The organism is Deltaproteobacteria bacterium (assembly GCA_026712905.1).
Lineage (GTDB): Bacteria > Desulfobacterota > Binatia > UBA9968 > JAJDTQ01 > JAJDTQ01.
In genome coordinates this window covers 1-23,361 of record JAPOPM010000228.1, presented here as the reverse complement: position 1 = coordinate 23,361, position 23,361 = coordinate 1, and the positions used below count along the sequence as shown (strand labels likewise).

At 65.6% G+C, this 23,361-nt stretch carries 21 protein-coding genes; 15 read left to right on the top strand and 6 right to left on the bottom strand.

The genetic code is table 11. The annotated features are described in order from the left end of the window. The first annotated feature begins 184 nt into the window (after positions 1–184). Positions 185–1,270, top strand: coding sequence for an ornithine cyclodeaminase family protein (locus OXF11_19485; protein ID MCY4489281.1), 1,086 nt, complete (start codon positions 185–187; stop codon positions 1,268–1,270). 55 nt (positions 1,271–1,325) lie between these two features. Here the strand turns inward: OXF11_19485 and OXF11_19480 are convergent, their stop codons facing one another. The 3 genes from OXF11_19480 to OXF11_19470 form a co-directional block, all read right to left on the bottom strand. Beyond that, positions 1,326–1,766 carry a hypothetical protein gene (locus OXF11_19480; GenBank protein MCY4489280.1) on the bottom strand — a complete coding sequence of 147 codons (441 nt, stop codon included), beginning with the start codon at positions 1,764–1,766 and terminating at the stop codon, positions 1,326–1,328. Positions 1,767–1,910: 144 nt separating this feature from the next. Beyond that, complete coding sequence (locus OXF11_19475; protein ID MCY4489279.1) at positions 1,911–2,900, bottom strand: quinone oxidoreductase; 990 nt, start codon at positions 2,898–2,900, stop codon at positions 1,911–1,913. A 124-nt stretch (positions 2,901–3,024) separates the two neighbouring features. Beyond that, entirely contained in the window at positions 3,025–3,723 is a 699-nt protein-coding gene (locus OXF11_19470) for a cyclase family protein (protein ID MCY4489278.1), read from the bottom strand. A gap of 137 nt (positions 3,724–3,860) precedes the next feature. Between OXF11_19470 and OXF11_19465 the strand changes: the two genes are divergently transcribed. The 8 genes from OXF11_19465 (at position 3,861) to OXF11_19430 (ending at position 15,365) form a co-directional block, all read left to right on the top strand. After that, positions 3,861–4,148 (top strand): antibiotic biosynthesis monooxygenase, encoded by a 288-nt coding sequence (locus OXF11_19465; GenBank protein MCY4489277.1) that lies wholly within the window; start codon positions 3,861–3,863, stop codon positions 4,146–4,148. A 22-nt stretch (positions 4,149–4,170) separates the two neighbouring features. After that, the gene (locus OXF11_19460; protein ID MCY4489276.1) at positions 4,171–6,432 is read left to right on the top strand and encodes a hydantoinase B/oxoprolinase family protein; all 2,262 of its coding nucleotides are present in this window, start codon (positions 4,171–4,173) and stop codon (positions 6,430–6,432) included. A 144-nt stretch (positions 6,433–6,576) separates the two neighbouring features. Beyond that, entirely contained in the window at positions 6,577–7,590 is a 1,014-nt protein-coding gene (locus OXF11_19455; GenBank protein MCY4489275.1) for a tripartite tricarboxylate transporter substrate-binding protein, read from the top strand. Positions 7,591–7,759: 169 nt separating this feature from the next. Next, positions 7,760–9,274, top strand: coding sequence for a tripartite tricarboxylate transporter permease (locus OXF11_19450; protein MCY4489274.1), 1,515 nt, complete (start codon positions 7,760–7,762; stop codon positions 9,272–9,274). Between the two features lie 25 nt (positions 9,275–9,299). Beyond that, positions 9,300–12,551 (top strand): UvrD-helicase domain-containing protein, encoded by a 3,252-nt coding sequence (locus OXF11_19445; GenBank protein MCY4489273.1) that lies wholly within the window; start codon positions 9,300–9,302, stop codon positions 12,549–12,551. Positions 12,552–12,791: 240 nt separating this feature from the next. Then, the gene (locus OXF11_19440) at positions 12,792–13,268 is read left to right on the top strand and encodes an RT0821/Lpp0805 family surface protein (GenBank protein ID MCY4489272.1); all 477 of its coding nucleotides are present in this window, start codon (positions 12,792–12,794) and stop codon (positions 13,266–13,268) included. A gap of 341 nt (positions 13,269–13,609) precedes the next feature. Next, positions 13,610–14,281, top strand: a complete 672-nt coding sequence (locus OXF11_19435) for a DUF4433 domain-containing protein (protein MCY4489271.1) — start codon at positions 13,610–13,612, stop codon at positions 14,279–14,281. Between the two features lie 16 nt (positions 14,282–14,297). Further along, positions 14,298–15,365 carry a macro domain-containing protein gene (locus OXF11_19430; GenBank protein ID MCY4489270.1) on the top strand — a complete coding sequence of 356 codons (1,068 nt, stop codon included), beginning with the start codon at positions 14,298–14,300 and terminating at the stop codon, positions 15,363–15,365. 19 nt (positions 15,366–15,384) lie between these two features. Here OXF11_19430 and OXF11_19425 read toward each other — a convergent pair whose 3' ends face one another. The 3 genes from OXF11_19425 to OXF11_19415 form a co-directional block, all read right to left on the bottom strand. After that, positions 15,385–15,900, bottom strand: coding sequence for a tripartite tricarboxylate transporter TctB family protein (locus OXF11_19425; GenBank protein ID MCY4489269.1), 516 nt, complete (start codon positions 15,898–15,900; stop codon positions 15,385–15,387). A 38-nt stretch (positions 15,901–15,938) separates the two neighbouring features. After that, on the bottom strand, positions 15,939–17,399 hold the full coding sequence (locus tag OXF11_19420; GenBank protein ID MCY4489268.1) for a biotin carboxyl carrier protein: 1,461 nt from the start codon (positions 17,397–17,399) through the stop codon (positions 15,939–15,941). Positions 17,400–17,486: 87 nt separating this feature from the next. Further along, positions 17,487–18,896: an MmgE/PrpD family protein gene (locus OXF11_19415; protein MCY4489267.1), complete on the bottom strand. Its 1,410-nt coding sequence runs from the start codon at positions 18,894–18,896 to the stop codon at positions 17,487–17,489. Positions 18,897–19,072: 176 nt separating this feature from the next. Between OXF11_19415 and OXF11_19410 the strand changes: the two genes are divergently transcribed. From OXF11_19410 to OXF11_19385, 6 genes are all read left to right on the top strand, one after another. Then, complete coding sequence (locus tag OXF11_19410) at positions 19,073–19,276, top strand: type II toxin-antitoxin system RelE/ParE family toxin (GenBank protein ID MCY4489266.1); 204 nt, start codon at positions 19,073–19,075, stop codon at positions 19,274–19,276. A 4-nt stretch (positions 19,277–19,280) separates the two neighbouring features. Continuing rightward, positions 19,281–19,568 carry a HigA family addiction module antitoxin gene (locus OXF11_19405; GenBank protein ID MCY4489265.1) on the top strand — a complete coding sequence of 96 codons (288 nt, stop codon included), beginning with the start codon at positions 19,281–19,283 and terminating at the stop codon, positions 19,566–19,568. A 155-nt stretch (positions 19,569–19,723) separates the two neighbouring features. Beyond that, a complete protein-coding gene (locus OXF11_19400) occupies positions 19,724–20,329 on the top strand; it encodes a DsbA family oxidoreductase (protein MCY4489264.1) in 606 nt (201 codons plus the stop codon). A gap of 99 nt (positions 20,330–20,428) precedes the next feature. After that, the gene (locus OXF11_19395; GenBank protein MCY4489263.1) at positions 20,429–21,346 is read left to right on the top strand and encodes an isopenicillin N synthase family oxygenase; all 918 of its coding nucleotides are present in this window, start codon (positions 20,429–20,431) and stop codon (positions 21,344–21,346) included. A 203-nt stretch (positions 21,347–21,549) separates the two neighbouring features. Then, positions 21,550–22,581, top strand: a complete 1,032-nt coding sequence (locus OXF11_19390) for a metal ABC transporter substrate-binding protein (protein MCY4489262.1) — start codon at positions 21,550–21,552, stop codon at positions 22,579–22,581. An 86-nt stretch (positions 22,582–22,667) separates the two neighbouring features. Continuing rightward, a partial coding sequence (locus OXF11_19385) for a hypothetical protein (protein MCY4489261.1) occupies positions 22,668–23,361 on the top strand: 694 nt, incomplete at its 3' end.

The window sequence follows — 23,361 nt, the reverse complement described above, 5'->3', positions numbered from 1 at the left end:
TATTGTGAGCTCGCAGCCAGCTTCGCAACGTCTCCTCCTGAGCTGCGGTAATCGGCAATCGTGAGGCAGTTTTCCACATGACCCCGATCTTATACGATGTCCGTATTGTTGTAAAGCTATTTGTGAGACACTACACTAGTGACATGGAGAGGCATCATCCAATCGACGGCCGGCAGCCCGCACCATGACGCTGATCCTTACCAACGAGGAGATCGAGAGCTGCTTCACCCTGGAGGAATGCTTCAGGGTGATGGAGCCCGCCTTCATCGACCTGGGCAACGGCGCCGCCGCGAATCTGCCGCGCCAGGACCTGCTGGTGCCCGGTCCCCTGGAGGACAGCTACCACGGCCTCAAGGCCGCCGGCGGCTCCATGCCGCGGTTCGGCGTGACCGCGGCGCGGCTGACCTCCGATATCGTGACCTGGCCGGAAGTGGACGGCCAGCGGCGCCGGGTCAAGGTGCCGCTGGCCATGGGCAACAAGTACGTGGGCCTGGTATTGCTCTTCAGCACAGCCACCGGCGAGCTGCTGGCCATCTTCCCCGACGGCTTGGTCCAGGCCATCCGCGTGGGTGTCACCAACGCCTTGTCGGCCAAGTACATGGCGCGGCCGGAATCGTCGGTGCTGGGGATCTACGGCTCCGGTTGGCAGGCCCGGTCCGGCCTGCTGGCCATGTGCGCGGCCATGCCCATCCGGGAAGTGCGGGTCTACAGCCCCACCGAGCAGCACCGCAGAGCCTTCGCCCGTGAAATGGACGGCCGAGTGGAGGCCGACGTGCGGGCCGTGGACGTTCCCGAGCACGCGGCCCACGGCGCCGACATCGTCCTCATGACCACCAACGCGCTGGTGCCGTTCTTTCCGGAGGACTGGATTCACGAGGGCATGCACATCGCCACCGTCCGCTCAAGCGAGATGGCTCTGGACGCGCTGCTGCGTTGTGACCGGCTGGTGGTTTCGAGCCGGGAAGCGGCCCGGCTGGTGACGCTGCCAGGGGAGGAAGAGCGAATTCCGGAGGCTGGCGAGGGGGACTACCGTCGCGAGGAGCTAAGCGGCACCGAAGCCGACTGGAGCCGCAAGCCGGAGTTGGGAGAGGTCATGGCGGGAAAAGTCGCGGGCAGGGAAGGCGAGGCGGAGGTGACCTGTATGCTCAACTACGTCGGGCTCGGCCTTCAGTTCGCCGCCGCCGGAGCGCGAATCTACGAGTTGGCCAGGGAACGCAGCCTCGGCAGGGACCTGCCCACCGAATGGTTCTCGCAAGACCTTCACTCGTAAACGCGACCCACGGAGCGCCCGCCGTGAGATGTCGCACCACGCGTGGCCAACGCCCCTACGGGAAGAAAAGCAGCTTCACCAGCAACGCGATAATGGCCGGTTCGAAAGTGAAGACTGCCAGCTTGAGCACGGCAACATTCTTGTCGAGCCTGGCGATGTCTTCCCTCGTGGTCTTCTCCAGCCTGGCGAACTCTTTCTTGGTAGACAACTCCAGCCTGGCGAACTCTTCCTTGGTAGACAACTCCTGCTTGGCGAACTCTTCCTTGGTAGACGACTCCTGCCTGGCGAACTCTTCCTTGGTAGACAACTCCAAGTTGGCGATGTCCGACTTGGCGCCATGCTCAAGCCTGGCAACACTTTGCTCCAAACCGGAGATGTCCTCTTTGGTAGCCAGGCGCTCCGCGTGGGGGATCGCCGCCGCTGCCGCCTTGGCCTTCTCCTTGGAGGCTCCCGCTTCAATCAGCGCCTCGTAGACTTCTAGAACAATCACGGTCATGGCTCCGTCCCGGCCAACTCCAGCCATTGTAGTTCGCTTATTCAAAAACACAACCTCGATGTGGGACAGAATCCGAGCACGACGGATGGCACTGCCCTCATGGTCATGAATCGGCACTCTCGTACCGTTCCTTAGCCCAAGGGCTTACGGAGTCAGCAGGATCTTGCCGGTGGTCTTTCGGGACGCCAACAGGCGATGGGCCTCGGCGGCTTGGGTCAGCGAGAGAGTGCGGCCGATGCGTACGGAGAGTTTTCCGGACTCGATCCATCGAAGCACGTCTCCGCCGCGGGCGAGGATCTCGGCGCGGTCGGTGGTGTGATGGGTGAGGCTCGGGCGGCTGAGGGAGAGGGACCCCTTCGCGTTGAGCACGGCGGTGTCGAAGGGCGGCACGGCGCCGCTGGACTGGCCGTAGATCACCATGCAGCCGCGCGGCGCAAGAGCGTCGAGGCTCTTCTCGAAGGTGCTCTTTCCAACCGAATCGTAGACGACGTGGACACCGCGTCCATCGGTGAGCCGGCGCGCCTCGGCGGCGAAGTCCTCACGGGTGTAGTCGATGACCGCGTCGGCGCCCGCTTCCTCGGCGATGCGTGCCTTTTCCAGCGTCGACACGGTGCCGAACACCCGCGCGCCGCGCATCTTCGCCATCTGCACCAGCAGCAGCCCGGTGCCGCCGGCGGCGGCGTGGACGAGCACCGTGTTCCCGGCATCCACCGGATAAGTGTCGTGGATGAGGTAGTGGGCGGTCATGCCCTGGAGCATGGCCGCGGCCGCCGATTGCAGACCCACGGTCTCGGGTACCCGCACCAGGTGGCGTTCCGGCACCGAGGCCAGCTCGGCGTAGGAGCCGTGGCCGTTGGAGATGCCGTAGGCGACCCGGTCGCCGACCCGGACTTCGGAGACCTCCGGGCCGACGGCGACCACGGCGCCGGCGCCCTCGGCTCCGGGGATGTAAGGCAGCGCGCGGCCGTGATGGCCGCCCCAGTGGAAACCGGAGCGGTAGTAGATGTCCAGGTAGTTGACGCCGGCGGCCGCGACCTTCACCAGCGCCTCGCCCGGCCCGGGCTCCGGCGTCTCCACCTCCTCGTAGCGGAGCACCTCCGGACCGCCCAGCTCGTGCACCCGGACGGCCCTCATCGCGAACCGGGGAATCTGTATGAACCGCCGGACGGAGCGCAGTCCCGGCGCCCGTCCTTCCCTTTCGCGGCCCGGCGGTGCGCGGGCAGCTTCCAGGAAACCATGCGCGTGCGCGTCGTCGCCATCAGTCCAACAGCGCCACCACCCGCGCCGGAGCGGATTCGGTCTTCCACTTGACCGGGAGCGCAATGATCCGAGCGGTGGGGCCGATCTGGTCCAGGTTGATGAGGTTCTCGATCTGGCAGGTGACCTTTGGAAGAATCGTGCGGTGCACGGTCATGCCGCTGCCCAGGATCTCGTCGGCCTGCTGGTAGTCGGCGCCCTTCTCCTCCTGGGCGAAGTCGTAGCCGATGACCGCGGGCTGCTTGTCCACCACCCACTGGGCCGCCTCGCGGGAGAGGAAGGGCGAGTCGTTCCACCAGGACGGATCGGTGGTCCGGTGCCCCTTGGGCCAGTCGGTGCGCAGCAGCAGGATGCCGCCGGGCTCGATCTTCACTCCCTGCTCCGCCAGCGCCGCCTCGGCCCGCTCCATGTCCTCCGGCGTGATGCGCGCGCCGGGCTGACAGCGGAACGACAGGTCCAGCACCACCGCCGTGCCGATCAACGGCTCCAGCGGAAGCTGCTCCACCGACGGCTTGTCGCGGAAGAAGTGGTGCGGGGAGTCGATGTGAGTGCCCGCGTGAACGGTGAGCTCCACGAGATTGGAGACGAACCCCTTGTCCTCCCAGTCGATGATGGGTTTGATCTTGAAGTAGGTCTCGTCCGGCGCGAACGGAGCCGAATCGCATTCCTCCACGGTCATGCTGAGATCGACGATGCGCATGAAAACGGTTCCTTTCCCCAAGACAAACGGTCCGCGTCCTTATATCATTGCACCGCGTCCGAAAGTCAACGCGCCGTGCCGCGTCCGGAACCCCGCCGGGCCGAGTCGCGGCAACACACATCGAAGGAGGCGACACCATGATCTACGAAGTGAGGGTGCAGACGGTGGATCCCGACAAGCGCAGCGAATACGTGAAGGCCTACAAGGAAGCCATCCAGTCCAGCAAGGAAGCCGGATGCCATGGCGGATACATCATGTGCAGCGACGACGAGCCTTCCAGGGTCATGGTCCTGCTCCACTGGGAGACACGCGAGCACCACGAGCGCTGGCGCGGCACGCCGCCCCACGTGAAGTTCAGGCAGACCATCGATCCCTGGCAGACCCAGCCCAGCGTCGGCGACTACTACGTCGCCGAGACCATCTGACGAATTTCCGGCGAGGTGCATCATGGACGTCGATCCGATCCGCTACGAGATGTTTCTCCATCGCCTGTGGGCGGTGGGCGAGGAGGGGCGCTCCACCCTCCAGCGCGTCACCGCCTCGCCCATCGTGGCCCAGGGCGGCGAGGTCATGAGTTCGTTCTACGACGCCGAGGGCAAGATGGTGCTGGCCTGCTCCGGCCATCTGCGGTTCGCCGCCGCCACCTCGGACGCCATCAAGTACCTCATCGACTGGTACGGCGAGTCGCCGGGTTTCCACGACGGCGACCAGCTCTTCTTCAACGATCCTTACGTGGCCGGGTCCCACACCTACGACATGATGGTGATCAAACCCATCTTTTTGGACGGGCGCCTGATCGCCTGGATCGCCACCAGCACCCACACCGCCGACACCGGCGGGGTGCTGCGGGGCGCGGCCCTGGAAATCTTCCACGAGGGCATCCGCATCCTCGGAGTCAAGGTGGTGGAGCGGGGCGAGTTCCGCGAGGACGTGTTCCGCACGCTGACCGAGCAGTGCCGCGATCCCCAGTACGTGGGGCTGGACATCAAGGCCATGATTGCCGGCAACAACGTGTGCGCCTCGCGCTACCTGAGCCTGGTGGACAAGTTCGGCCTGGAGTTCATCGAGGCAGCGGGCGAGAAGACCCTGGCGGACGCCGAGGAGATGGCCCGCGCCAAACTGCGCTCCCTGCCCGACGGAGTGTGGCGCTCCCGGGTCTATTACTCCGCGCGCGAAGCCGACCAGACCGACGCCGACATCATCGCCGTCATCTGCGCCGTCACCAAGAAGGGCGACACGCTGGACATCGACCTCGACGGCACCAGCCCGCAGACCTCGGGCGACACCAACTCGACCCTTCCGAGCACGGTGGCGCACCTCAACATCGCGCTCACCAACCAGCTCTTCTGGGACATCCCGTGGAACGACGGCAAGCTGGCGCCCATCCGCATGACGGTGCCCGAGGGCTCCGTGCTGAACTGCACCTTCCCGGCGGCCTGCGGGCTGGCGCCCATGATCGGCGGCATGTTCGTGGCCGCGGTGAGCGAGTGCCTGGCCAAGATGCTCTACGCCGCCGAACGGCGAGAGGACGTCAACGCCGGCTGGTTCGGAGCCTGGTACTCCGGCGGCCCGGGGTTCATGTACGGCGGCCACAACCGCGAAGGGCTGGCCAACGCCCAGGGGCTCTACGACGTGCACGGCGGCGGCCTCGGCGCCCGGCCCGACCGGGACGGCGTGAACACCGGCGGCCACATGAACATTCCCTCCGGCGGCATCTCCGACATCGAGCGCATCGAGATGCAGTACCCGTTCATCTACTTGGCGCGAAGGCACGTGAAGGACGGCTCGGGCTTCGGCAAGCAGCGCGGCGGCTACGGCAGCGAGCGGCTGCTGTTCGTCTACGGCTCCACCGACGTGACGGCCAACTACCGTCCCTACGGCGCGGTGCCCAACGGCTTCGGCCTGTTCGGCGGCTTTCCCGCGGGCTTCGGCGGCAACCGCGCACTCTACCGCACCGACGACCTGCTGCGGCGCCTGCGCGAGGGCGCCTATCCCACCGGCGCGGACGAGCTGCGGGACCTCGACTGGTGCCGGCTCGACCTGCCCGAGGGCTTCCGTCCGCGCGTAGCCATCCCCGAGATGACCTTCATCACGGACGTGACCCAGAGCGGCGGCGGCTTCGGCGACCCGCTGGAGCGAGACCCCGCTCAGGTGGAGCAGGACGTCCGGACGGGCCGCACGAGTCTCGAGGTCGCCGACCGGATCTACGGGGTCCGGATCGACGGCGACGGCAGTGCGGACGCCGCCGCCACCGAGGAGCGGCGCAAGGAGCTTCGGGCTCGGCGTCTGGCGGAGACATCCAGCGCCGCGGCCAACGGCGGAGCCGGTGACGGCGGCGATACCGGGCCGGCAGCGGATTCCGGGCTCGGTCAGGACGACGACGAGGGCGACGGCGCGGTCCTCCTCCATGTCCACGAGTACCTCGATCTCGCGCGGGCCGGCGGCCGGCTGGTGGTGCGATGCCGCAAGTGCGCGCACGTGTTCTGCGCCGGCGGGGAGAACTACAAGACCGGCGCCGTCGAGATCACCATGGACCTCGAGGAACTGGCCGGCGCGCGCGTTCCCTCCGGCGAGCCCTACCGCGGCGTGTTGCTGGGCTACGTCTGCCCCGGATGCGCCACGCTGCTCCAGGTGGACGTCTTCTGCCCCACACGGGACGACGAGAGGCCCCTCTGGGACATCCAGCTCGATTGTTCGGGGCTGAGGTAGGGGTTGTGCCCGGCAGGCCGAAAGGAAATTGCAAAGAACGGGGCTCCTGTGATAACCCCGGCGGGTGCGAGTGGGTCTGTGACACACGCTCGATGCGCGAAGGTGCGTAACTCGGTTTTGGCAAGTTTGCCAGGGAGGTAAACCATGCGGAGAAGAACGAGTTTGCGGAAGTCGTTTGCAATGGCCGGCGCGAGCATGGCGGCGATGCTTCTATGCCTGTTGATCGGCACGACCGCCGGGGCTCAGAACCTGCCGGGCAAGATCACGTGGATCGTTCCCTTCGGACTGGGGGGCGGCACCGGGACGTCGGCGCTGCTGCTGGCGCCAAAGCTGCAGGCGAAGCTCGCGGGCAACGGCGTCAAGGAAGTCAAGGTGGTGAGCCTGCCGGGGGCAGGCGGGACGGTGGGGACGAAGCGGCTCTTCGGCTCGCCGGCGGACGGGAGCGTCATCGGCAGCATGCTGCCGGCGGGCGGACTGGCGCAATCGGCGACACGGGACGTGGGCTTCGACCTCTCCAAGTTCACCTACCTGGCGAAGATCACCACCGCTCCGCGTTTCCTGTTCGTTAAAGGGGACTCCCCCATCAAGTCGCTCGACGACCTTATCGCGGAAGGAAAGAAGCGGCCCTTGAAGTTCGCCTCGGCGGGCGCGGCGTCGGCCGGGTCCTTCGTGCTGGCCAACCTCATCGACAAGACCGGCATCCAGGTGAAGGACGTCACCGGGTACAAGAGCGGCCGCTCGCTGGTAGTGGCGGTGGCGCGCGGCGACGTGGACACGACCATCAAGACCACCGGCGGCGTGATCACCTTCATCAAGTCCGGCGAGGTCCGGGGCCTCGTGCAGCTCTCCTCGGAGAAGGACAAGGATCCGTTCTTCCCGGACGTGCCTTCGGCCGAAGCCCTCGGACGCAAGGACCTCATGGCCGGCGGCATCCTGTACATCCTCGTGGCCGCGCCGCCTAACGTGCCGCAGGCCGTCGCGGACGTGCTGCGCAACGCCGTGCACCAGGTCATCATGGAGTCCAAGGCCGAGCTCGAGAGCAAAGCCCAGGTCATCCACTCCCCCGCCACCGGGGAAGAAACGGCCGGTCTCGTGAACAACCTGATCAAGGACTACGCGAACCTGATCGCCCTCTACAAGGCGCAGCAGAAGAAGTAGGCTCGAAACAGGCTTGAAGCCTCCTGCCACACCGTCCGGCCCGGATGATCGGCGGATTGTCCTTTCCGAGCATCCGGGCCGGTCCTGGTGGCGTGCCCACCCGTGTGGCGCACCACGCCAAGCCGCGCGTTCACGCACGTCGCGGCCGACGCGCTGAAAGAGTTGCTCCGTGATTGAGGCCATCGGCGAAGCGCTGGTTAACGTTTTCGGGTTTCCCAACGTCCTGGTGGTGCTCCTCGGCGTCACGGTGAGCATGCTCTTCGGCGCCCTGCCCGGTCTCGGCGGCATCGTCATCCTGACGCTGTCGCTGCCCATCATCATGGCGATGGAGACGAAGCTGGCCATGATGGTCTTCGCCGCGTCCATCGGCGGCATCACCTTCGGCGGCTCCATCTCCGCCATCCTGCTCAACGTCCCCGGCACCGTCGCCAACATCGCCACGGTCTTCGACGGGCACCCGCTGGCCCGGCAGGGCCGCGCCGGCTACGCCCTGGCCATCTCCGCGACGGCGTCCGCCCTGGGCTCGGTGTTCGGCTACCTGATCTTCCTGCTGCTGCTGCCGGTGGTGCGCTCCGTCGTGTTTTCCTTCGGCCCGCCGGAGTTCTTTCTCATGGCCCTGCTGGGAATCAGCCTGATCGCGTCACTGACCCAGAGCGAACCGATCAAGGGGCTCATCTCCGCGGGGCTGGGATTCCTGGTGGCCTTCATCGGGTACTCTCCCATCACGGGCGACATGCGCTTCACCTTCGACCTGCTCTACCTGTGGGACGGGGTCCACACCGGGGTCATCGCCATCGGCATCTTCGCCGTCTCCGAGATGTTCTTCCTGGCGGTCAAGGGAGAGGAGCTGGTGCAACAGGGCGACGTGGAGCGCCCCACGACGCAGGATGTCCTCGAGGGCATCCGCTTCGTGTTCTCCAACTTCTTCCTGCTGATCCGGAGCGCCACCATCGGCTGCGTGGTCGGGATCATTCCCGGCGTGGGGGCCAACGTAGCGGCGTTCCTGTCGTACGCCCAGGGCCAAGCCACTTCGCCGAACCGCGCCAACTTCGGCCGCGGCGCGCCCGAGGGCGTGCTCGCGCCGGAAGCCGCCAACGACGCCAAGGACGGCGGCGCGCTGCTGCCCACCGTGGCCTTCGGCATTCCCGGGAGCGCGCCCCACGCCATCCTGCTGGTGGGGCTGCTGCTGCTCGGACTGAACCCGGGCAAGGAACTGCTGACCACGCACCAGGCCACCGTCTTCACCCTGGTGCTTGCGCTGATCGCCGCCAACGTGTGGACCTCCATCCTGGGGCTCCTCTTCGCCAACCAGCTCGTCAAGATCACGCGGATCCGGGTCACGCTCATCATCCCCATCGTCCTGGTCATCAGCTTCGTCGGCGCCTTCGTGCTGCGCAACAATCTCCTGGACGCGTTCGCCGTGCTCGTGTTCGGCTTCATCGGCTACGGCATGAAGAAGTACAACTACTCCTTCATCACCTTCATCCTCGCCTACGTGCTCGGGGAGATCGCCGAGGTGTCGCTGTTCCAGACGCTGCTCATCTCGGACACGGGCTTCCTGATCTTCGTCACCCGTCCGATCTCGCTGGTGCTGACCCTGCTCATCCTGGCGGCCCTGGCCCTCCCGCTGGTGACGCCGCTCAAACGCGCATGGCAACGGCGTCAATTGCCGGACGCGCCTTAGCGGACGGTCGAGAACGCCCGGGCTCATGCTCTTCTACGCCGACCTGCACGTCCACTCCCGCTTCTCCCGCGCCACCAGCCGCAACTGCGACCTCAAGCACCTGGCCATCTGGGCGCGCAAGAAGGGCATCGGCGTCGTCGGCACCGGCGACTTCACCCATCCGGCGTGGCGCGCGGAGTTGAAGGAACAGCTCGTGCCGGCGGAGCCCGGGCTGTTCCGCCTGCGTCCCGACCTGGAGAGGGCGGTGGAGGCGGAGCTTCCACCGGCCTGCGCCGGCAGCCTCAACCCGGTGCGCTTCATGCTGTCGGTGGAGATCTCCACCATCTACAAAAAGGGCGACAAGACCCGGAAGATCCACCACCTGGTCTACGCGCCGGAGTTCGACGCCGTGGACCGGCTGGTGGCCGCCCTGACCCGCATCGGCAACCTCCACTCGGACGGACGGCCGATCCTGGGACTGGATTCGCGCCATCTGCTGGAGATGACCCTGGAGTCCGGGCCCGGTTCGTACCTCGTGCCCGCCCACGTGTGGACGCCGTGGTTCGCCGCCCTGGGCTCCAAGTCCGGCTTCGACGCCGTCGACGACTGCTACGGCGACCTGGCACCGCACATCTTCGCGGTGGAGACGGGGCTCTCGTCCGATCCGCCCATGAACTGGCGGGTGTCATCCCTGGACCGCTTCCGGCTGATGTCCAACTCCGACGCCCACTCCCCCGAGAAACTCGGACGGGAGGTGTGCGTGTTCGACACCGGGCTGGACTACTTCGCCCTGCGCCGGGCGCTGGAGACCGGCGAGGGGTACGGCGGCACCCTGGAGTTCTTCCCCGAGGAGGGCAAGTACCACCTGGACGGCCACAGGAACTGCAACGTGCGCCTGGAGCCGGACGAGACGCGCCGGCACCAAGGCCGCTGCCCGTCCTGCGGCAAGCCCCTCACCGTGGGAGTCATGCACCGGGTCGAGGACCTGGCGGACCGGGAGGTCGACGCCGCGCCGCCCGCCACCGCCGGCGACACCCAGGGCCTGATCCCGCTGCCGGAGATCCTGGGGGAGATCCTTCAGGTCGGCCCCAAGAGCAAGCGCGTGGCCATGGACTACGAGAGCCTGCTGGCGCGGCTGGGACCCGAGCTGCAACTGTTGAACAGCGTGCCGCTGGAGGACATCAGCCCAGTGGCTCCATCGCCGGTGGCCGAGGCCGTGGCGCGCCTGCGCCGGCGCGAGGTGATCCGCGATGCCGGCTACGACGGCGTGTACGGCACCATCCGCCTGTTCCGGGCCGTCGAGTTGGCGAAACGCAGCCGCGGGGCGGCGCTGTTCGAGCAGAACACCGCGGGCAGCAAACAACCGGCTGGCGATAGCGGCCCCGCGCGCTCGGCGCAAGACAACGCCGCCGCTACCGTCGAGACGGCACGGGAACCCGACTCGACCGCCCCGGCATCTCCGGACCCACGGCCGTTCTCCACTGGTTCCGAACCGACGTCCCAACCACCAGGCCTGCACGGGAACAATGCCTCATTGGGCCAACTGGCGCTCCCGGTGAACCTCTTCCCGGGCAACCGCGACCTCCTGGCCGGGCTGGACGCGGAACAGCGCGCCGCCGCGGAGCTTCTCGACGGCCCGCTGCTCATCGTCGCCGGCCCCGGTTCGGGGAAGACCCGCACCCTGACCCATCGGCTCGCTCATCTCGTCGCGAGCCGGGACGTGCCGCCGTCAGGTTGTCTGGCCGTGACCTTCACGCGCCGAGCGGCCGACGAGATGCGCAACCGCCTGCGGGTGCTCCTGCCGGACACCTGGGCGGCGATACCCCTCCACACGTTTCACTCCCTCGGCCTCGCCCTTCTCCGGGAACACTGGAACGCCGCCGGGCTGCAGCGCGGCTTCCGGGTGGCGTCCGAGGTTGAGCGACTGCAGCTTCTGCGGGATACACTGTCCGTCTCCGAGCGCCAGGCCCGCACGCACCTGTCGGCCATCTCCCACGCCAAACGGACACGGACGCCCGCCGGCGACAAGCTCGCGCAGGCCTGGGAGGCGTACCGGCAGGCCATGGAAACGCGCAACTGGTGCGACTTCGACGATCTCATCATCCGCGCCGCCGACACCCTGGAAGACCATCCCGACGTCCGTAGCCAGGTTCGGCTGCGGTATCCCTGGGTGTGCATCGACGAGTACCAGGACGTGGACGAGCAGCAGGCGCGCCTGATCAAGCAACTGGTGCCGTCCGACGGCAACCTCTGCGCCATCGGCGACCCCGACCAAGCCATCTACGGCTTCCGCGGGGCGGACGTGCGCTTCTTCACACGGTTTCCCGAGGACTTCCCGAGCGCCCAAGTGGTGCGCCTCGACCGCAACTACCGCTCCGACCGCAACATCGTGACGCTGTCCTCCCAGGTGATGGGCTCCACCTCCTCCGCGGGACCGTCCATCCCCGTGCTTGACGACGCGCCCAACCTCGTCACCCTCCACGAAGCGCCGAGCGAGAAGGCCGAAGCGGAGTTCGTCGTCCAGTCCCTGGAGGAGGCCCTGGGCGGCCACAGCTTCTTCTCCCTCGACAGCGGCCGCTCCACCGAGGCCCAAGGCCATGATTTTTCGTTCTCGGACTTCGCCGTGCTCTACCGCACCGAGGCCCAGGCCGCGGCGCTGACCGAAGCCCTCGCGCGCTCCGGCATGCCCTTCCAGCAACGCTCCCACAACCCGCTGTCGGAGCATCCCGGCGTCGCCGCCCTCGTGGAAGCACTGGAGAACGACCCCGCTCCCGGCGCGGGCAGCGTGCGGGAGCGACTCGAGCGCGCCCACCGCGCCGCCCAACCACCAGCCGCCGACACGCTGGAGGCCCTGGAGTTGCTGCGCCCCCTGACCGACGCTTGCGGCGAAGACCTGGACCGGTTCCTTTCCGAACTGGCCCTCGGCACTCAGGTCGACACCTGGGACCCCCGCGCCGACCGTATCTCGCTGCTCACCCTCCACGCCGCCAAGGGCCTGGAATTCCCGGTCGTCTTCATCGTCGGTTGCGAGCACGGCCTGCTCCCCCTGACCTGGGGCAAACCCGAGCCCGAAGACCCCGCCGAGGAGCGCCGCCTTTTCTACGTCGGCGTCACCCGCGCAAAGACCCGGCTCTTCCTGTGCCGCGCCCGCAAGCGGCGCTGGCGCGGCAAGGTCCGCGAGATGCCCCCGTCTCCCTACCTCGCCGACATCGAGGAACGGCTCCTGGAACAAACGCGCTCTCGGCCTTCCATTACCCGTGCGCGGAAGCGGGATGACCAGTTGGATCTGTTCTCGTAGGACTTGAGTGTCCGGCTTCAGGGGAGCGGCTCAAGATCGAACAACCGCACGTCTTTCGTTCAGGTAATTCGCGCGATCAAGGGAGGTTGCGTCCGTTGGGGTTGACTCTGTTCCGTGTTCTGGAAAAATGAGTGGGTAGATGGACAACGGGTCCAACGAGGCATCAGGAGAAGATTGCTTCGGGACTTTGAAGCTCGGCGACCGGGGCGAGCCGAGTCCGAACACTAACAAGGAGACGCCATGTATGCACTGAGACTGGCACTGGTCGGTTTATTGGCCGTATCCCTGTCCGGCTGTCTGAGCGGGGCTGGTGAGAAGGAAGGCGCGGGCACGCTGCTGGGCGCGGTGGCCGGCGGCATCGCTGGCGCTCAACTCGGCAAGGGAGAGGGACAGCTCATAGCCACGGGAATCGGCACGCTTCTCGGGGCCGCCATCGGTAACGAAATCGGCAAGTCCCTCGACCGCGCGGACCAGCTCGCCCTGGAACGGGCAACGCACAGTTCGCTGGAGACGGCTCCCGTGGGCCGGACCACCACCTGGAAGAACCCCGACTCGGGCAACCAGGGCACCATCACGCCGCGCAAGACCTTCAAGCGCAACGACGGCACCTACTGCCGCGAGTTCACCCAGACCATCACCATCGGCGGCAAGACCGAAGAAGCCTTCGGCACCGCGTGCCGCCAGCCCGATGGCACCTGGAAGCTGATTTCGGCGTAGACGCCCACACCAGTTCGAGACACTCATTCCGGTGGCAAGGACGCTGAAGGGGCGCCCTTGCCACCGCTAATCTTCCGCCACTGGCGTGGAAACGCCAGCGCCCATCACGTGTGTCGAGGCATGACCTTCAAGTGCCGTTTATCCACGTCCGGAACGGCATCCGTATGAACCAGAACGGACAGAATTGCATAGTGAGGCATACTTGGAGCATCCAACAACGCCCTCCGTTGACCTCTACATGCGCAGGGAAGTACGGCAACATGATCCCTTCGACTACCGTGCGCCGACGCTTCGACTTTGCTAAAGGACGGCTACCATGCAGCGGCGCTTGAGACGTGATCATGCCACCGCCCATCCCGCGCAAGATTTACCATATCGTCCACGTGGACCGATTGCCCTCGATAGTGGCTGACGGCAGCCTCTGGTGCGATGCGGAAATAGCTCGTCGGTCTAGAGTCAGCGCCGACATAGGTACCACCATTGGAATGAACAGTATCAAGGAACGGCGACTGACAGAACGCATGCTCAACAGCCATCCGGGTCTTTACGTTGGCGAGTGCGTGCCCTTCTACTTCTGTCCGCGTTCCGTCATGCTCTACGTGATTTATTGTGCCAACCACGACGAGCTCTCTTATCGTGGTGGGCAAGGACCCATCTTGCATCTCGAAGCCGATCTGTACGAGACTATTCGCTGGGCTGAGGCGCATCAGCGTAGATGGAGCTTCACTCTATCAAACGCGGCCGCTGCCTACTCAGAGGATTTCTCCAACTTGGCACAGCTAGGCAATATTGACTGGGAAGCTGTCCAGACCAATCACTGGTCAGGTAGGGGGATTCCTTCAACGGTGAAAGAAAGCAAGCAGGCCGAGTTCCTCGTGGAGTGCTCGTTCCCGTGGGAGCTTGTTAGCCGCATTGGTGTAATGTCGCCGGAGACATATGGAACAGCGAGAAGAGCCCTAAGCGACACGAAACACCAACCACACCTTGAGATAATCCCGGGATGGTACTACTGACATGCGGGAGGGATCGATGCTCGAATACAAGACGGGCAACATTCTCGCCGAAGACACCGACGCCTTGGTCAACACGGTGAACTGCGTAGGAGTGATGGGACGCGGCATCGCGCTCCAATTCAAGAATGCGTTCCCTGACAACTTCAGGGCCTACGCCGATGCCTGCAAGCGACGAGAGGTGGAACCGGGACGCATGTTCGTGTTCGAGACGCGCCAACTCACCAACCCACGCTACATCATCAACTTTCCAACAAAGCGCCACTGGCGTGGCAAGAGCCGAGTAGAGGACATCGACGCAGGGCTGAAGGCGTTAAAGGAAACGATCGTGGGAAAAGGCATACACTCCGTTGCCATTCCTCCGCTTGGCAGCGGGCTGGGTGGACTTAATTGGAGTGAGGTGCGTTCAAGGATCGAGAAAGCCCTGGGAGACCTCTATGACCTGCACATCGTTGTCTTCGAGCCCGGCGGTGCCCCCGAGACAGACAAAGGCATCAAGCGGCGGTCGACACCGAAAATGACACTTGGACGCGCCGCCCTTGTGGGGCTGATGGACCGATATCTCAGGGGCCTGCTTGACCCATTCGTCACGTTGCTCGAGGTGCACAAGCTGATGTACTTCATGAAAGTAAGTGGCGAGCCAATCCTGGACAAGCTGCGCGTGGTGAAGGGTCCCTATGGCCCTTACGCGGAGAACCTGACGCATGTGCTTCGCGACATCGAAGGTTATCTGATCTCTGGTTACCACGACGGAGGAGACGCCCCCGACAAACAACTCGAACTGGTACCGGGAGCAGTCAGCGACGCCAACGCTTTCCTGGAGAAGCACCCTGCGACCCATCGTCGGTTCGACCGGGTCGTTGAACTGGTCGAAGGTTTCGAGTCCTCGTTCGGTCTGGAGCTTCTCGCGACGGTGCATTGGGTGATTGCGGAGGAATCGAGCCAAAACCTCGACGAGGTCACTTCACGCGTCTATGACTGGGGTGACCGCAAACGACGATTCTCGGCCCGTCAGATCCGCTTGGCCGCCGACGTCCTGGAGAAAAGGGGTTGGATAGAGCCACTCGCACCGCAGCCCCGGTCATGACCACGGTTGCGCGACCGACTCACAGTCCCATCGCCTTCCACACCACCCCCTCGTGCAGGGGCGCGCCCATTATCACGATGAAGACGAAGTAGACGAACGCCCACGTCACGGCGGTGATGGAGAGGGTGATGAGCCAGCGCTCGGAGGAGCGCAGGCGCATGAACAGGATCATGAAAAGGGGGATGGCGGCGAGGTAGCCGATGAAGTAGATCAGCGCCACGAGGAGCAGGAGCCAGGAGGCGAAGCTGAGCTCGCGGCGGAAGACGTTGCCGGGGGGACGGGTTTCCTCGGAGGGTTCGGCGGCGCGGCCGGCATCGATGCCGAAGAGGTCGTATTCCTGGAAGAAGCTGAAGCGCCGGCCGACGGCCGGGATGGCGTCGATCAGGAACTGGAACAGGGTCAGCAGCAGCGTCGGGACGGCGATGATGAGCGGCACCAGGCGGGCGCGCGGCTGGTAGTCCAGGGCCAGGATGAGAAAGCCGAGCACGACGACGAAGACGCCGAGGGTGAACAGGGTGCGGTCGTTGAACTTCACGAGTGCTCCTACTCGGGATGCCGGTGACGCGGCGGCGCTCAGGCTTCCCGCTGCCCCAGATGCATCGACAGACCGCCCTGGCGAACGTGGACCTGCCTCAGTTCACGGGCGCCGGCGAGTTGTTTCATCAACGCGGACACCGGCCGGCCGGCGTCGAGGAATTCCCTGGGCGCGCCGGCATCCAGCATGGCCTTGACGGATTCCGTGCCGACGATGACCCGGAGGACCATTTCCTCATCCGAGACGCCGGCGCCGCCGAATTTCTTCCGGACCTCGTCCAGCGTGGGCTCGGGCCGGACCCAGGACCTCCATTCCCGCGCCCGCGGGCGGCTCAGAATCCTGTCCTTCACCTCCGGGTCCATGAGGCGCGCGCCCTCCTCTCCCCAATACCCCAACGCGTACTGAATGCTCTGGTCGGTGACCTCCTTGTAGCGCTCGCCCACCATGACGTTGACCGCCGCCTGTGTGCCGACGAACTGGGCCAGGGGCGTCACCATGATGGGGTAGCCGTACTCCTCGCGCACCCGCCCGGCCTCCTCCAGGGTCTCTTCCAGCCGGTCGCCCATGCCCACGGTGCCGAGCTGGTAGCGCAAGTTGGAGATCATGCCGCCGGGCACCTGATGGAGGTACTGGGCGTGGTCGTACTCGCGCGGCGAGCCGAAGGGAAAGTTCTCCTGCCGGGCCACGCGGGTGAAGTGTTCCTCCACGGGCTTGATTGCCTCCAGGTCCACCCGCGGCGTCAACCCCATGGCCTGGGCGTTGGCCGCGACGTTGAAGATGGAGGGTTGGGCGGAGCCGTTGGACAGGGGCGGTATGGACGTGTGCAGCGTCTTGACCCCCAGCTTCAGGGCTTCGACGTAGTTCAGCGGCGCAAGGCCGTTGTTGCAGTGGGCGTGGAATTCGAGCGGGATGTCGCCGACGTTGGCCATGACCAACTGGAGCATCTCGCGGGTGCGGTCCGGCGTCAGCAGCCCGCCGACGTCCTTGAAGCAGATCCGGTACGGCCGCAGCGCCGCAAGCTCCCGCACCTTGCTCTCGTAGTATTCGTTGGTGTGCTTGGGCGAGACCGAGTAAATGACGTTGGCCACCACCTCCATGCCCATCTTCCCCAGGGTCTCGATCTCCTTGGCAAGCACGGTGTAGTCGTTCCACGGGTTGGACGAGCGCGTGAGGGTGATGCCGTGGGCGATGACTCGTTCCAGCACGAGCCGGATCACGCACGCGGGAATGGGCTCGAACCCGGAACCGAGGCCGCCATGGTAACGCAACCGGGTCCTGGAGAATTCCTTGACCCCCAACCGGACCCAGTCCCAGGGGTTCTCCTTGAGCTCGCGCACCTGCTTGATGATGCTGGCGAAGCCGAAGAACTCCATGGACTCGAAGCCGCAGCGGTCCATCTGCCGGGCGGCACGCAACATGTGGCCGATGCGCATGCGCAACGCCCACAGACTCAAATGCCCGTCCCTGAGGGTGGTGTCGATGAATCGTATCTCGTTCATGTCCGTCCGTTCATGGTCTTCCTGTCTTGCAGTTGCGTTGGTGACCTTGGTGCAGGGGAGGGTTGTCCGACCGCGAAAGCCACGGACTCACGGACGCAGGCGCCGCAACCACGGCCCCAGGGAAACGACGCTCTCCAGGGACCAGAGTTCTTCCTGGAACTTGCACAGGCTTCGTTCCTTTCGCATGCCCGCGTAGGCGGCGCATTCGTGCAACTTCTCCTCCAGCGCCGGGCGGCCCGGCCGCTTCGCCGGCCCTGTCGACGCGGCTTCATAGTACCGAAGGCCGTCGGCTAAAACCAGTTCCAACCGGGCCGCGGCATCTTGGCCGTCCGGCGATTCCAAACCCTTGTCACGCACCAGTTCCACCCTGGGCATCAGCGCCTGAATCCGGGAGTCCCGCACCCGAGCGTCCGTGTACTGGCCCAGCGTCACGCAGCGGTCGATCAATGCCGCCGCGAACGTGAAAGGGAGGCTGAACTTGCCCTGGAGGCCGAGCTCGGGGCGGTCGTAAACGAGCGGTAGCGCCGCTTCGGGCGAGAGGTGAATGCGCACGCGGCTGACCTCTTCCGGTTTCACCGGGTAGCGCCGAAGCAGCGCAAACAGGGCGTCCAGTGCCGGATGCATCACGCCCGCACAGGGGTAGCGCTTGATGGCGATGCCCGGCTCGCGCAGGAACCACGGGCCGCCGAAACGAAGCAGGTCCCGGTCGTAGCGGTTCCGGCAGGCCGCGCTGAAGAAGCCCATGGGATCCTCGAAGACGCCGGCGGAGGCGGTGAAACCCTTGGCCGCCAGGGTCGCGGCCACGACCCCGTTCTCCGCGGCCCGGCCGGCGTTGAGCGCCTTGGCCATGGTGCCCCGGTGAACGCGGAGCCCGGAGCTCAGGGTGCCGGCGATGCCCAGCGCCCACACGGTGCGTTCGCGGTCGAGCCCAAGGAGCAAGCTGCACGCCGCCGCCGCTCCGAACGTGCCCAGGGTGCCGGTGGGATGGAACCCGTCCATGTAGTGATCCGGCGCGATGGCGTCGCCCAAACGGCAGGCCACCTCAAGGCCCGCCGCGTAGGCGGCGAGCAGATCGGCGCCGCCGGCGCGGATCTTCTGCGCCAGCGCAAGCGCCGCCGCCAGGACCGGTGTGGTGGGATGGGTCTGCTGGCCCAAGGGCCGGCCCGGCGCGGTGGTGCGCTGGGCGTCGTCGTAGTCGAGCACGTGCCCCTGCACTCCGTTGGCCAAGGCCGCCGACTGGCATGGCACCTTCAGCGCCGTGCCGATGATGGCCGCCTCCCCCCGGCCGCCCATGGCGCGCACATGTGCGCGGACCCGGCGGCTCGCCGCTTCCGGCGCGCCGCCGAGCATGTTCGCGAAACCGTCGAGAAGGTGCTCTTTGGCCGTCTCCCGGACACGCCGGGACACGCCGCGGTTTCGGACCCGCTGGAGGAACGTGGCGATCCGATGAGAGAGCGGCTCCTCTGAAACGGTCTCGGCGTTGCCTTCGGTCTTCACAACTCAATCCTTTCCCGAGCCTTGCCGCGCGCTCAGTGAAACACCCGTAGGATGCTCTTGCAATTCACCGGGCAGCGTACTACGTTTTTGCCATGATCCGGTCTTGGTGTAACGCCGCGACCCGCAGGGTCTGGGACGGCGAACGACCCAAGGCCTTCGGTAGTCTGGACACGGACATGGCCGCGGACCTTTTGCTCGCACTCAACGCGGCCGACACGCTTCGGGACCTGAGCCCGCTCAAGAGCGTCGGACTCCACAAGCTCAAGGGCGAGCGCAAGGCGCAGTGGGCCATGACCGTAAACGGGCCTTGGCGAATCTGCTTCGAGTTTCGCAAGGGCGATGCCTTCAACGTGGAGATCGTCGACTATCACAAAGGATGATGCCATGCCCCCTGTCGTCCATCCGGGAAGACTGCTGAAACGTGAGATCGAGGCCCGCGGACTGAGCGCCAACCGGTTGGCCCTGGCCCTCGGTGTCCCCTCCGGCCGTGTCACCGACATCCTGAACGGACGGCGCTCGATCACCGCGGAAACGGCGGTGCGGCTGGGACGCTACTTCGGCAATCGCCCCGGTTTCTGGCTCGCACTCCAGAGCCAGTACGACATCGCGCTGGTCGAACGGGACCGCGGCGCGGAGATCGACAACCAGGTGAGGCCGGCAGCCTCAACTTGACCGCGGAGTAAGCGCTGATGGGAGGCGTTCGGCAAACGGTGAATGATCCTGTATTCGACGCGTGATCCGGTCGCACGGCAAGCCCCGATCTGATACCATGGCGCTCTTTTTGGGTGCGCGCGAAAACCCCGCGGAGCGCGGGAAGGGAGATGCCGATGGCTGATCGAGTGACCCTGGAGGTCTTCTCCGACTTCGTCTGACCGTGGTGCTATCTCAGTACCGGGCGTATTGAGAAACTCAGGCACAATTACGATCTCAACGTCGTCTACACCCAGTTCCCGCTCCATCCCGAAACCCCGACCGAGGGCAAGCCGCGCAACATGAGCGGGCCCAGCCGGGTGGATACCATGCTCGCGCGCGAGGGCCTGCCGTTCACGGAACGGAAGTTCAGCTACAACAGCCGGCTGGCCCAGGAAGTGGCGAAATGGGCCAAACGCGAGGAGCGGGAAGACGCCTTCAACGACGCTGTGTTCCGCGCCTACTTCGTCGACGCGGCGAACATCGGGGAGCCGGAGGTCCTGCTCGGACTGGCGGAAGAGGCGGGATTGCCGGTGGAGGGAGCGCGCCGGATCTTGTCCGACCGCGCCTTTGAGCAGGAAGTCAACGACGACTGGCAGCGCTGCCATTCCCTGGGCGTGCGCGCGGTGCCCACCTATCTCTCGGAGGGCTTGGCCATCGTCGGCGCGGAGCCGTATGACCGGCTGGAGCAGTTGGTCACCGAGGCGGGTGCCACCCGTTTGACGGACCCCACGGACGCTTGACCGGCGGATACCCCGGCGCCCCGCACGGTGGGGTCGGACCTTGGGAAAAACGCCAGAACCATTTGATGTTATTGAGTAACTCTTATTGGCGAGGGCCCCATGTCAGCCGGTATCCCGGAAGTCGATTTCGGACCGTTCCTGAAGGGTGACGCGGCGGCGCGCCGCCGGGTCGCGGACGAGGTCCGCACGGCCTGCGGCGAGTACGGCTTCCTCAACGTCGCCAACCTGCCGCTGCCGTCCGAGCTGGTCCAGCGCGTCGCCGCCAAGGCCAAGGAGTTCTTCGCCCTGCCCGCGGAGGTCAAGGACGCCATAGGCCGATCCGACCTGGACGTCATCTCGGGCTACGTCGGCGTCGCCGTCGAACACCTCGATACCCAACAGCCGGGAGACCTCAAGGAATCCTTCAGCCTGAACCAGGCCAGCCTGAAGCTGCTGGACCGCTGGCACATCCCGGTGGCCGGTTTCCGCGAGACGGTCCTGGAACTCCACGAGGCCGCCGCGCACGCGTGCGCGGCACTGGTTCGCGCCATGGCGCTTTCCCTGGGCGCGCCCGAAGACTTCTTCGAGGACAAGCACGCGCCCCACGCCAGCACCGCGCGTTTCTTCCACTACCCGCCGCTGACGCGCCCGCCTGGAGACGGACAACTGCGCGCCGGAGCGCACACCGACTACGGCACCGTCACACTGGTCTTCCAGGACGAGGTGGAAGGTCTGGAGGCGCTGGTGGACGGCCGGTGGCTGACGGTCCCGGTGGTGCCTGGCACCGTCACGGTCAACGTGGCGGACCTCCTGTCACGCTGGAGCAACGGCATCTACCGTTCGCCGAAGCATCGGGTGGCCCTGCCGAGCGCCAACGCGGAACAGTCCCGGTACTCCAACGTGTTCTTCTACAACCCCAACAGCGCGGCCACGGTCCGGTGCCTCGACTCCTGCTGCGACGCCGGCCGGCCCGCCCGGTATCCCCCCATCGCCGCCGGAGAATTTCTCAGGCAGCGGCGCGCCGCCCAGTACCAGTAAACCTCGCGCTTTCGGCGATGACCGCCCGGGCGCATCCGCCTTCTCGAACAGAATTGGCCGGATTCCGCTCTGGTCCGGCACCGATCCAGGCTGGTCCGCGCGCTACACTGTCACCGAGCATTTCGACGAATGCCGCGGTTGACAAGACTCTCAATCTTGATAATAGTTTCTCATTACCTTTTTGAGATCAGGAGGAACTTGCAATGAAGAGACCGGGGAGCCTGTTTCTTGCCATCGCGGCCGGCTTTTGGATCAGTGTGCTTTCAACCTTTGCCTGGGCGCAGTCGGTCAACGTCGTCACGACCGTGATTCCGGCGGCGTATATCGTCGAGGAGTTGGGCGGGGCGCGAGTCAACGTGGCCGCGTTGGTGCCGCCTGGGGCAAGCCCCCATATGTTCGAGCCCGTGCCCAGCGACATCCGAAAACTCGTCCGGGCGCGGTACTTCGTCAGCATCGGCGGCGGGTTGGATGCCTTTTCGGAGAAGTTGCTGGCGGCGGCCCCCAAGGGAATCGAGGTCGTGGCGCTGATAGACACGCCGAACCTGAACCTCTTGGAAGCAGCAGAACACCACCATCACCACGGCGAAGAGAAGGCGGCCATGAAGGATGAACATCACGGCCATGGTGAAGAGAAGGCCGCCAGGAAGGATGAGCATCACGGCCATGGTGAAGAGAAGGTCGCCAAAGAGAGCGGCGAGGAACACGGGGATTTCGATCCGCACTTCTGGCTGGACCCGATCCGCGTCAGGGACGCCGTGGTTCCGGCGGTGACGCAACGGTTGATCGCAGCGGACCCGGCCGGCAAGGACTACTACGAGAAGCGCCGCCAGGACTTCCAACGGAGGCTGACCGCCTTGGACCAGCGGGTCCGGTCGGAGCTGGCCAAGGCGAAGGTGCGCAAGTACATCGCCTTCCACGACGCCTGGGTCTACTTTGCCGAGCGCTACGGGTTGGAGGAGGTGGCGGTGGTCCAGGAATTCGCCGGCGAGGAACCCACGCCCAAGGAAGTGGCCAAGCTCGTGCGCGACGCCCGCGCCGAGGGGCTCGGGGCCATGCTGGTGGAGCCGCAACTGAGTCCCCGCGTGGCCCAGACCATTAGCAAGGAGTTCGGTGGCCGGACCGTAGTGGTGGATCCGCTGGGCGATCCCGGCGATGCCGCGCGAGACAGCTACGAGAAGCTCCTGCAGTTCAACGCCCGCGGCTTCGGAAAGGCGCTGCAAAGCAACGTGAACTGACCGGCAGGGCGGGTTTGACAACCATCATATAATGATAAGTAAATATCATTACTAAAGTTACTTGCGTGAAAGGAATGCATGTCCCAATGAGAATCAAGAAGCTGAAGCTACTCGCAATCCTGGCTGCCTCGGTGGCTCTGTTGTTCGCCGTCCACGCGGCCACCGCGAGCCCGACTTCCGTCGCGGGCCGCCTGCTGGTGGGCGACGGCGAGACCGGCATGTTGTCGATCATCGACCTGAAAAAGGGCGATGTGAAGCAGGACGCCTTTGACATGGGGTCCCCGGCCGGCCGCATCTACGCCACCAAGAGCGGGCGCTATGCCCTCGCGGTCTCCAGCGACGCCAACACCGTGCACGTCTTCGACGGTGGTATCTACCGGGAACGCCATGGCGACCATCTCGACCAGGTGACCGGACCGGTCAAGCGAATCGATGTGGACCTGACCGGCGAACGCCCGGTGCACTTGTATGTCAGTGGCAAGTGGTCCGCCATATTCTACGACGGAACCGGCGACGTGGTGCTGCTCAACGAGGACGAACTTGGGAAGAAGCGAGCCAACTACAAACCACCCAAGCTCAACGCGGGTCCCCACCACGGCGGGGCGGTGCCATTGGCACATGACCTGTTCGCAGTCACCATCCCGCACCCGGACTTTGCCGCCAACCCCAAGGACTACCGTCTCCCCATCGGCGCCGAAATCGTCGACCTGTCGGGGAAGGTGCTGCATCGCCAGGAGGGCTGCAAGGATCTGCACGGCGACGCCGGAAACGGCCATGTGG